Origin of the sequence: Niveispirillum sp. (assembly GCF_017996735.1) — a bacterium.
GTDB lineage: Bacteria > Pseudomonadota > Alphaproteobacteria > Azospirillales > Azospirillaceae > Niveispirillum.
Genome location: NZ_JAGOGJ010000185.1, coordinates 1 through 10,170, shown reverse-complemented (window position 1 = coordinate 10,170; position 10,170 = coordinate 1). Strand labels below are relative to the sequence as shown.

The following is a 10,170-nucleotide window of genomic DNA, read 5'->3' as shown; positions in this document are numbered from 1 at the left end:
GGCGCAGCATCGACCGCGAGCGCGGGGAGGATGCGCTGGTCCCCACCAAGAATTACCGTCACCGCTATCTGAACACCGACATCACGCATAAGAAGATGATCCCCATCATGGTGGAACATCGCGCCCGTACCATGGAGGAGTTCGGCGCCCTGGTCCGCCATCCGGGGGAGGAGTTCATCTATGTTATGGAAGGTGCCATCGAGCTTCATACCGAATTCTACGCCCCCACCATCGTGAAGGCCGGGGAAAGCATCTATCTGGACAGCACGATGGGCCATGCCTATCTGGCAGCAAGTGACGGCCCATGCCGGACCCTGTCGGTCTGTTCCAGCCCGGAACCCGCCCTGACCCGCGCGCTGATGGTGAACGAACCGGCCAAACCGCCGAAAAAGCCCGTCAAGGAATAGGCAGCAGCACACAGGCCAGCAGCGACAGGGACAGCGCGGGGCCGAAGGGCACGCCGTCCGACGTCTGCCGCCCCGCCGCCCGCAGCAGCAGTACCTGCCCGATGCCGGTCAGGCCCGACAGGATCAGAAACGGCGGCAGGCCGAACGGCCCCAGCCACAGGCCCGCCGCCGCCATCAGCTTCACATCACCCAGGCCCAGCGCCTCCCGCCCCAGGTGGCGGCCGACCAGCCAGCGCACGCCAAGGGCCAGAAACCCGAAGGTCAGGCCGCCCGACAGGCTGTCGATCACGTCCATCCGTCCCGGCACCAGCGCCAGCAGCGCCACCAGCAGCACACCGGCATCCGGCAGATAGCGCCATCGCGCATCGACCAGCGCCAGGAACAGCAGACAGGTGCCCAGCAGCGAGACGGTCAGGGCCAGGACCGGATCGGGCAGCAGCAGGGCGCACAGGGTCCAGAACAGCGCCGTCCCCCCCTCGATCAGCGGATAGGCGGCGCTGACCGGGGTATGGCAATGGCGGCAGCGGCCGCGCAGCAACAGCCAGGACAGGAGCGGGATCAGGTCCAGCGGCCCCAGGACATGACCGCAGGACGGGCAGGCGGAACGGCCCCAGACCGTCACCCCGCGCGGCAGGCGCCAGGCCATGGCGGCCGTCAGGCTGCCGAAACAGGCCCCGGTCAGGGCAAAGAACAGGGGTAGCGGGTCGCTCACGGGGTGCCCGGCACGCTGATATCGGCATCGGCCCCGCTGCCGCCCGGCTTGCCATCGGCCCCCAGGGTCACGACGCGCACCGCGCGGCCGTTCTCGTCCGGTTCGTAAAGATAGGGGCGGTCCCAGGGATCGTTGGGCACCCCGCCTTCCAGATAGGGGCCCATCCAGCGGCGGGCGGCGGACCCGTCCTTGGGCGGGGTGACCAGCAGGGACAGGCCCTCCGCCTTGGTCGGGAACCGGCCGATATCCAGGTTCAGCGTGTCCAAGGCGGTTTTCAGCACACGGGCCTGCGCCGTGGCCGCCGTGACCTTGCCCCGGTCGACATTGGACAGAAGCCGCATGCCGACAAGGCCCAGCAACAGGCCGATAATGACCAGCACCACCAGCATTTCCATCAGGGTGAAGCCGGCCTGTCGCGCGTGACGCGGGCGGAGGGGGGGACGATCGGGCATGGGAATGTCCTTGCAAAAACGGAAAGGGGTCATGGCAACGCCTGTCCAACGGTCAGGCGCACATGTCGCCCATCGGCGTGGGACAGAAGGGCGGCCCCCGGTTCAACGGCGGTCAGGCGCCAGTCCGCCACCACCTGACCGGGGGTGAGCGTGCGGGGGGTGCCGTCCAGCAGCAGCAGGGCCGCCCCCTGCCCGCCCCGCTTCACGATGCCGATCAGGCGGCGGTCGGTGGCCCCGCTTTTGCCGGGGGGCGTTGGGGCCGTGGACCCCTGGCGCGACGGCACAAAAAGCGGGCGTTCGACCATGGTTGTCAGGTCGGACAAGGGCGGCAGGGCAAATCCCGCTTCATCCTGGGCCAGGGCCGGCAGGGGGATGAGGAGCAGCAGCAGGGCGGTCAGAATGGCTTTCATGGGACCCCTCCCCCCTCCCGGCGCAGGCCGGTGACGGTCAGGGACAGGGAGAGGCTTTCCCCGCCCTGGCCTGCCTGCAGGTCCATGTCGGTGACGATCAGGCGGGGCTGCCCGCCCTCCACCGCGTGAAGCAGGTTCCGCAACTGCGCATGGGTGACGGTGGCGTCCAGGCGCACGGCGACCTGCGGATCATCGGCGGGCGCGGCGCGGGTGCTGATCACCTGCCCGCCCGCCGCCTGCACCTGCTGGGCCAGCAGGCTTTGCAGGCTGGCGGCGGCCAGATCGGCGCTGTCGCTCGACAGGTAGTCAGCGGGCAAACCCTCCAGCGCCACCAGTGATGCCTGTTCAGCCAGAAGCCGTTGCGCCCGTGCGGCCAGGGGGGCCTGGGCCGCGCGCTGGATCTCCAGCGACCGGATTTCCGCCCGCTGGTCCAGCAGCAGCCCCGCCAGCGGCCAGAGCAACAGCAGGGCCGCCAGGGCCAGCAGGGTGTTCAGTCCCCAATAGAGCCGGCGCGACAGGATGGGGTGGACCAGGATGGTTTCAAGGGGGGGCATCGGTGCTTACCCTGAAAGACAGGTGGAAACGGTCGCCCTGGGGCCCGGCGCGCAGCACGGGCGCCTCGATCCGCACATCCTCGACCATCGGGTCGGCATCCAGCAGCGATGGCAGGGCCGTGCCGTCGCCGGTATAGCCCAGCAGATGCACACGCCCCCCCTCCACCCGCAATTCGGTCAGGTGGCTGTCGGTGGGCAGCACGCGGCTGAGCCGTTCCAGCAACAGCAACTGGCTGGGCGCGGTGCGGCGGGCGGTGACGGCGGCCAGCGTGTCGCGGCGCAGGCGGGCCACCCGCTGGCCCAGGGCGCGGGCCTGATCCGCCTCCATCGCACCAGCCGCCACCTCCGTGCGCAGGCTGGAAAGGTGGCTTTCCTGCAGGATGGCGGCGACCAGCGGCGGGACCAGCAGCAGCAGGAACAGCAGCAGCAGGCGGGGCGGCAGGCGGCGGGCGGGCGGGTCCCCCAGCGGCAGGGTGGCATCGTCCAGCCGCACCGCCAGCGGCGGGGGCAGGCCGGCAGCCTCTGCCGCCGCCAGCGCCGGCGCGATGCGGGAACGCGGCAGCAGGTCGATGCGCACATGCAGGGCGCCATTGGCCCCGGTACTGTCGACACGGGCGTCGAACAAGGCCGTTTCGGCGGTCAGCGGCGTCCAGTGCCCCAGTTGCAACCCCACCAGCCGGCGCAGATGCGGGCGGGCGGCGGCGGGCAGGTCCTGATACAGGGTCAGCGGGCGCACATCCTGCAACAGCAGGTGCCAGGGCCCCTTGCCCGCCGGTTGCAGCCCGGCCGGCGTCAATCGCCGGACCAGAGGGACCGGACCGGAGCGCAGCAGCCAGGGCGGCAGCAGCGCCCCTGTGCGGTCCAGCCACCAGCCGGTGATGCGGCGGGCCTTGTCGATGGTTCCGGTCATGACAATGTCCCCTCTCCGGCCAGGGCGGGGGCGGGTTCGCGCCATTCCAGGATGCGGAAGGCGCGGGTTCCCTGGATGGTGATCCAGATTACGGCCTCGGCACTGGCCACCGCCCCCTGATATGTGCGGGCCGTGACACGCAGAGTGAACAGGCTGGCCGGCGGGCCGGATGTGGCCAGACCCAGGCCGGCCGGGTCCGCCATGTCATCACGCAGGCCGGGCCAGACGGCGCGCAGGGCCGGCGGCATGGCGCGCAGGTTGACCAGCCCCTCCCCCATCGCGGGCGCATGCACCGTCAGCATTGGATAGAGGCTGGCGAAGGCGGGGGGCGACAGGTGGGCGCCCAGTTCCATGACGCTGTGCCAGGGTTCGCGGGCCTGCCGGCGTTGCATCAGGGCCGCGGACAGGGCGGCTGCCTGATCACGCGGCAGCAGGCGGGCGGCCACGGCAAGGATACGGTCGGTCGGCGTGCGGTTCAGGTCCATGCGGCCGGCTTCATCCCACAGGGTCAGGGTCACGGTGCCTTCCGGTTCATCCAGGGTGACGGAACGCCCATCGGCGGCCAGCCGGCGGGCGGGATCGGGATGCACGGCCAGCATGGTGCCCAGGCTGACGCCCGTATCCAGCAGGGCGCGGGCGACGGCCACCTGATCGGCACTCCCCTGGCGGCGGGTGGCCTGACCGGCGGTGGCGGCGATGCCGGCGGACAGCAGCGCCAGCGCCATGGCGACCCACAAAGCCATGGGCAGGGCGATGCCGCGCTGGTCGGCGCGGGGATCACGGTTGATGGTCACGGCAGAACCCCTCCCCCAGGGCCAGGACACAGCCCCGGTCGGTATCGGCGCGCACGGGCACGATGATGGACGGCATTTCCCGCCCCGCCGCCGTCACATCCAGGCGGATCAGGCGGGGCCAGCGCCGCCGGTCGGGCCAGTCGGGCACCCAGCCCTGACGCGGGTCATCGCCGCGATAGGACAGGCGGAAACTGAAATCCCCCTGCGCCAGCACCGTCTGATACCGGGGATGATCCGCCCTTGTCTGGGCATAGAGCAGGCGGTTGCCGTCGATGATCAGTTCCGCCAGGGCCAGCCCGCCCCGGCCAGGCAACGGCGCGTCGGCCAGGGGGAAGACAAGCCGGTCCGCAGCGGCGGTCAGGATATAGGTGTCATCCCCGGCATCGGTCAGCGGCAGGGCGCGCGACACCTGACGGCGCAGCACATCACGCACCAGCGCCAGTTGCTGGGCCCGGTCGGCAATGTCGGTGACGCGGGCGCGCGCCGTGCCCAGGGTGCCCATGGCGGCGGCGGCCACGGTCATCACCAGACCCAGAACCACCAGGGCGACCAGCGCTTCCAGCAGGGTGAAGCCGGCTTGATGCTGTTTCATGGCGCGGCCACCAGACGTGTGCTGGACAGGTCCAGGATGGGGCCGTCACGGTCGGCCACATCGATGGTGACGCGGTAGGCCGCCATGCCGCGCGCGGCGGCCCCGTCAAAGGGACCGTCGCTGCGCGGGGTCACGGTCAGGGTCCAGCGGTAGCCCCCACCTTCGCCCGGATAGGTGCCGGGCACCAGACGGCGTTCGGCGGACAGGGCGGCCAATTGTGCCTCCGCCACTGCCAGGGCCTGGGCCCGCCGGTCCACGGCGCGGGCCGCCCGGCCGCCGCCCGACAGCAGGCTGTAGGCAGGGGCCAGGACCAGGGCCAGCAGCATCAGCGCCACCATCGCCTCCAGCAGGGTGAAACCGGCCTGGGCATCAGTTCGCGTCATGGCGCACCCTTCCCGTCAGCCAGTCCAGTTGCAGGACACGTTCGCCCCCACCCTTGCCGCGCAGGCGGATTTCCGCCCCGCTGCTGCTGCCATCGGGCAGGAACAGCAGGCGGGCGGTGTTGCCCTGCATCAATGCCGCATCGCCGGTGACCGACAGGCCGGCCGTTGCCGGCAGGGTGCCACCGGGTGCCGCCAGGTCCAGGGTCAGGATGACCGGTTCCCCGGTACGCACCGCCTGTTCGCGCGCATCCGACAGGGCGATGGAAAGGGCGCGGGCATCGGCATCCAGGGCCGCACCGCCCAGCCCCAGGCGCGGCGCCACCAGCGCCGTGGCCAGCCCCAGCAGCAGCAGGACCACCAGCATTTCCAGCAGCGTGAAGCCGGCCTGCCGCCGGTAGCGGTCAGAAGGCCAGTTCATTGATGGAGACCAGGGCCATCAGGATGGAAACGACGATGCCGCCCACGAACAGGGCCAGCAGCAGGATCAGCGCCGGTTCCAACAGGGAAAGGAAGCGCTTGATTGCGGTTTCCAGCTTATCCTCGAACATCTCCGCCAGTTGTTCGGTCACCTCCGCCAGTCGCGCCGACTGTTCGCCCACCCGGATCAGGGTGACGGCCAGATCGGGCAAAGGGTGGCCGGGGGGCAGGCCCGCCGTCAGCGGCTTGCCATCGCGCACCGCATCGCGCATGGACAGGGCCGATGCCGCCAGCACGCCATTGCCCGCCATGGCGGCGGAAAGCTCCAGCGCACGCGGCAGCCCCACCCCGGCCCGCAGCAGCACCGACAGGCCGCGCGCCAGCCGCGCCACCCCCGCCATGGTGACCAGCGGTCCCAGCAGCGGCAGGCGCAGGATCATCCGGTCGCGCCACGGCGCCAGCGACGGGCGGCGCAGCAGCAGCCAGCCGCCCAGCCCCAGGCACAGCAGCAGGGCCAGGGCCAGATCGCCCCAATTGAGGGTGAAGGCGGACAAGGCCAGAACCAGTTCCGTCGCCGCCGGCAGCGCCTTTTTCGTGTTGGCGAACAGGGGCGCGAATTGAGGCACCACATACAGCAGCAGCAGCAGCAGCGACCCGACCGCAACCACGCACAGCACGGCAGGATAGATCAGGGCGGAGGTAACGGCGCGGGTCACCCGCCGCTGCCGTTCCAGCAGCAGGCAAAGCTGTTCCAGCACCAGATCCAGGGCGCCCGCCCCTTCGCCGGCCCGGATCATGGCGGCATAAAGCGGCGGGAAACCGCCCACCGACAGCAGCGCGTTGCCCAGCCCCGATCCATTATGCAGCCGGTCCAGCACCCGCACCAGCCGGGGCCGCAGCGATGGCGGCGCCAGTCCGCCGGCCAGCAGCGACAAGGCGCGTTCCAACGGCAAACCGGCGCGCAGCAACAGGCGCAGTTCACGGGTGGCCAGCAGCAGATCATCCGTACCCGGCCCCGCCGATGACAAGCGGCGGGCGGGCACCGGGACGACGCGCACGGGATGCCAGCCCTGGCCGCGCAGCCGGTCCAGGATGGCGGCGTCACTGGCCCCTTCCATGCGGCCGCTGCGCTCGATGCCGCTGCCATCCAGGGCGGTATAGGTGAATTCCGGCATGGGGGTCAGTCCCCCGCCTCTGTCACACGCGCGATTTCGGCAAAACTGGTCTGGCCGGCCAGCATGCGGGCCAGACCGTCGCGGCGCAGGGTGTGAAACCCGGCGGCCCGCGCCGCACCCTCGATCACGCCCGTGGGCGCACGATCGATGATCAGACGGCGCATCCCTTCATCCAGGCGCAGCATCTCGAAGATGCCGGCACGACCGGTATAGCCCGTGCCCCCGCAGCGGCCGCAGCCGACCGGATGCATCAGGGCGGGCACGGGTTCGCCCGGCGACAGCAATCCCGCCTGCCGCAGGGCCGCCATGGCGGCATCATCGGCCGGGTGTTCCCGCTTGCAATGCGGACAGAGCAGACGGACCAGCCTTTGCGCCACCACCCCGCGCAGGGTGGAGGCGATGAGGAACGGTTCCACCCCCATCTCCATCAGGCGGGTCACGGCGCCGGCGGCGCTGTTGGTGTGCAGCGTGGTCAGGACAAGATGGCCGGTCAGGGCCGCCTGCACCGCGATATCGGCCGTTTCGGTGTCGCGCGTTTCGCCGACCAGGATGACATCGGGGTTCTGGCGCAGCATGGAACGCAGGACGGCGGCAAAATCCAGGCCGATGGCGGGATGCACCTGTACCTGATTGACCCGCGCCATCTGATATTCGACCGGGTCCTCCACCGTCAGCACCTTGCGCGTGGCGGCATCGACCAGACGCAGGGCGGCGTAGAGCGTCGTGGTTTTGCCGCTGCCCGTGGGACCGGTGACCAGCACCAAACCGTGCGGATTGGCCATCATGCGGCGCAAGGTCACTTCGTCATCCGCAGACAGGCCCAGCGACGGCAGTTCCATGGCGCCGATGGACCCGTCCAGCACACGGATGACCACACTTTCCCCATGCACCGTGGGCAGGGTGGACACACGCAGATCGACCGACCGTGCCCCCATGCGGTGGCGCACGCGCCCATCCTGTGGCAACCGGCGTTCGGCAATGTCCAGGCCGGCCAGGATCTTGATGCGGCTGACCATGGCGCGGGCCAGGGACAGGGGCGGCGGCGGCCGGTTATGCAGCACACCGTCGATGCGGTAGCGCAGGATCAGCGTATCGGCGAACGGTTCGATATGAATGTCGGAGGCTCGGGCCTTCACCGCCTCGTCGATCACATGCGCGACCAGCCGGACCACGGGCGCCTCGCTGGCCTGATCCTTCAGCCGGTCGACGGCGTCATCCTCATGCCCGTGATGATGGTCGCCGGCATCGCCGACAATGCTGTCCAGCGTGCTGCGTCCCCCGCCCAGACGGTCCTGGAACAGTTCCTCCCATTCCGGGACGGGCATGAAGCCCAGGCGCACCGGTTGCGACAGGGCGATTTCCGCATGCTGACGGATGGCTTCATCCACCGGGTCACAGGCGGCCAGCAGCACACCATCATTATCGGCCAGTACGGGCAGCAGCCGGTGACGGCGCAGCCAGTCGGGCGACAGGGGCGCCAGCCCCGCCGGTGCGTCGGGCAGCGCCTGCGCCCGCAACAGCGGCAGCCCATGGCGCCGCGCCAGGAACAGCGCGCGATCCTGCGGCGTGATCAGGCCGAATTCCAGCAACACAAGGTCAAGCGGACGGCCATCGGCCTGTGCCACCGCCTCGGCCCGGGGCAGGTCGCCCTCGCTGATACGCAGTCCCGCCGACAGCATGTCCAATATCGTCATGACCCGAAATAACCAGATGCCCGCACGGACAGAGACGACATCAGTATGACTTAATTCAGCAATGGGTTGGCGTCGGTTATCTGACAGAATTGTGACAAATGGACGGGGCAAAATGGGTAATCTTTACGGATTGATGACAAGCCCAGATAATTCTTGTCTTCGTTACAGGAGGGGCGGCATTTTCGCCGGCGCGTTTTTATCCGCCAGGACGACCATGAAAGCCACATATCCGTTGCCTGCCACCACCAGCGCCCTGTTGGCCCTGCTGCTGCTGTCCGGCTGCGCGGATAAGCAGGCGGCCGCACCCAAACCGACGCTGGATCTGGAAAGGCTGGGCCTGTCGCTGGCGGGCAGCAAGGGCCGTGTGCCGCAAGCCGCCGACCCGGTGGCGGGTGCGGCGACCCCGGCCCCGGTCATCGTCAAGGGCAATGGTCCGCGCGTGGCGGTGACGGCCGACGAATTATCCCTGCCGCCCGGCCCGCCGCTGCATCTGCGCTTCACCGATGCACCGGTTTCCGCCGTCGTCGATGCGGTGCTGGGCGATATGCTGAGCCTGCCGCATTCGGTGGACCCGTCATTGCAGGGGCTGGTCAGTATCGATAGCGGGCGGGCGCTTTCCCCGCGTGAGGCGGTGCGGCTGCTGGAATCCGTGCTGGCGGGCCAGGGGGCGGCGCTGCTGCGCACCGGTGATGGTGGCATCGCCGTGGTCCCGGCGGCGGGGGCGGCCCGCACGCTGGGCCTTGCCACGCCGGCCACACCGGGACAGGCGGTCTCCGTCCTGCCGTTGCGCCATATCCAGGCGGATGTGGCCCAGGCGCTGGTGGCGCCGCTGGTGAAGAATGGTACGGTGACGGCGGAACCACGCCTGGGCCTGCTGCTGGTCAGCGGGCCGGCGCCGGAACGGCTGGCGGCCGCCGAACTGCTGCGCGGCTTCGATGTCGATTGGATGGCGGGGCGGTCGGTGGGGTTGTTCCCGCTGACCCAGGCGGGGCCGGCGCCGGTGGCCCGCGAACTGCTGACCATCCTGGGCCAGGATGCCGAACAGGGCGACGGGTCGCTGCGCGTGCTGCCCGTGGACCGGCTGAACGCCGTGCTGGTCATCGCGGCCGATGCCGGCACGCTGGATCAGGCGGCGGCATGGGTGCGGCGGCTGGATGGCGGCGGGGCCGACACGCCGCGCCTGCATGTGTTCAGCCTGACCAATGCAGACGCGGGCAAGGTCTCACATCTGCTGAACCGGCTGTTCGGCGGGGCTGTGGCGGGCACGGGCAGCCCCGTGCCATCGGGCCGGCCGCTGGCCACCCTGTCCACCACGCAGGGCAATGCGGTGGGTACGGGCGGTGACGGTGCCGCGCGCCTGTCCGCCATCGCCGCCGATGCCGGCGGCGCCGCCCCTGTGCAGGATGAAGGCAGCGGCGGCGGTGGCTCCGACGGGCTGCGTATCATCGCCGATCCCGCCAACAACGCCATCCTGGTCCATGCCAACGCCGCCCAGGCGGAGATTGTGGGCGAGGCGGTGCGCAAGCTGGACGTGTCGCCGTCACAGGTGCTGATCGAGGCGACGATTGCCGAGGTGACGCTGAACGACCAGTTGCGCTATGGCGTGCAAAGCTTCTTCCGGGGTGATGGCGGTGATGTACAGGGCGGTTTCACCCTGAACAATGCCACGG

General features: G+C 70.0%; 13 protein-coding genes. 2 read left to right on the top strand and 11 right to left on the bottom strand.

The genetic code is table 11. The features are described from left to right. Positions 1–407: cupin domain-containing protein (locus KBA48_RS30420; RefSeq protein WP_292912441.1), on the top strand; the 407-nt coding region annotated here is incomplete at its 5' end. Here the strand turns inward: KBA48_RS30420 and KBA48_RS30415 are convergent. The 11 genes from KBA48_RS30415 to KBA48_RS30365 are packed head-to-tail and all read right to left on the bottom strand — an operon-like array spanning position 397 to position 8,500. After that, positions 397–1,119 carry an A24 family peptidase gene (locus KBA48_RS30415; RefSeq protein ID WP_292912440.1) on the bottom strand — a complete coding sequence of 241 codons (723 nt, stop codon included), beginning with the start codon at positions 1,117–1,119 and terminating at the stop codon, positions 397–399. The two genes, KBA48_RS30420 and KBA48_RS30415, sit on opposite strands and share 11 nt — an antisense overlap. Continuing rightward, positions 1,116–1,571 carry a type II secretion system major pseudopilin GspG gene (gspG, locus tag KBA48_RS30410; RefSeq protein ID WP_292912439.1) on the bottom strand — a complete coding sequence of 152 codons (456 nt, stop codon included), beginning with the start codon at positions 1,569–1,571 and terminating at the stop codon, positions 1,116–1,118. Before gspG ends, KBA48_RS30415 begins: the two co-directional genes overlap by 4 nt. 29 nt (positions 1,572–1,600) lie before the next feature. Next, entirely contained in the window at positions 1,601–1,981 is a 381-nt protein-coding gene (locus KBA48_RS30405) for a hypothetical protein (protein WP_292912438.1), read from the bottom strand. Beyond that, positions 1,978–2,535: a type II secretion system protein GspM gene (gene gspM, locus KBA48_RS30400; RefSeq protein ID WP_292912437.1), complete on the bottom strand. Its 558-nt coding sequence runs from the start codon at positions 2,533–2,535 to the stop codon at positions 1,978–1,980. The genes KBA48_RS30405 and gspM overlap by 4 nt, the downstream gene beginning before the upstream one ends. After that, positions 2,522–3,445 carry a PilN domain-containing protein gene (locus KBA48_RS30395; RefSeq protein ID WP_292912436.1) on the bottom strand — a complete coding sequence of 308 codons (924 nt, stop codon included), beginning with the start codon at positions 3,443–3,445 and terminating at the stop codon, positions 2,522–2,524. Before KBA48_RS30395 ends, gspM begins: the two co-directional genes overlap by 14 nt. Continuing rightward, positions 3,442–4,239 (bottom strand): hypothetical protein, encoded by a 798-nt coding sequence (locus tag KBA48_RS30390; protein ID WP_292912435.1) that lies wholly within the window; start codon positions 4,237–4,239, stop codon positions 3,442–3,444. Before KBA48_RS30390 ends, KBA48_RS30395 begins: the two co-directional genes overlap by 4 nt. Next, positions 4,223–4,831 carry a prepilin-type N-terminal cleavage/methylation domain-containing protein gene (locus KBA48_RS30385; RefSeq protein WP_292912434.1) on the bottom strand — a complete coding sequence of 203 codons (609 nt, stop codon included), beginning with the start codon at positions 4,829–4,831 and terminating at the stop codon, positions 4,223–4,225. The genes KBA48_RS30390 and KBA48_RS30385 overlap by 17 nt, the downstream gene beginning before the upstream one ends. After that, a complete protein-coding gene (locus KBA48_RS30380; protein WP_292912433.1) occupies positions 4,828–5,214 on the bottom strand; it encodes a prepilin-type N-terminal cleavage/methylation domain-containing protein in 387 nt (128 codons plus the stop codon). The genes KBA48_RS30385 and KBA48_RS30380 overlap by 4 nt, the downstream gene beginning before the upstream one ends. After that, positions 5,201–5,632, bottom strand: coding sequence for a GspH/FimT family pseudopilin (locus tag KBA48_RS30375; protein WP_292912432.1), 432 nt, complete (start codon positions 5,630–5,632; stop codon positions 5,201–5,203). The genes KBA48_RS30380 and KBA48_RS30375 overlap by 14 nt, the downstream gene beginning before the upstream one ends. Then, positions 5,616–6,806 (bottom strand): type II secretion system F family protein, encoded by a 1,191-nt coding sequence (locus KBA48_RS30370; RefSeq protein ID WP_292912431.1) that lies wholly within the window; start codon positions 6,804–6,806, stop codon positions 5,616–5,618. The genes KBA48_RS30375 and KBA48_RS30370 overlap by 17 nt, the downstream gene beginning before the upstream one ends. A 5-nt stretch (positions 6,807–6,811) precedes the next feature. Next, positions 6,812–8,500 carry a GspE/PulE family protein gene (locus KBA48_RS30365; RefSeq protein WP_292912430.1) on the bottom strand — a complete coding sequence of 563 codons (1,689 nt, stop codon included), beginning with the start codon at positions 8,498–8,500 and terminating at the stop codon, positions 6,812–6,814. A gap of 214 nt (positions 8,501–8,714) precedes the next feature. On the opposite strand from KBA48_RS30365, the gene KBA48_RS30360 reads away from it, so the two are divergent. After that, positions 8,715–10,170, top strand: a 1,456-nt coding sequence (locus KBA48_RS30360) for a secretin N-terminal domain-containing protein (RefSeq protein ID WP_292912429.1), incomplete at its 3' end; no start/stop codon positions are given.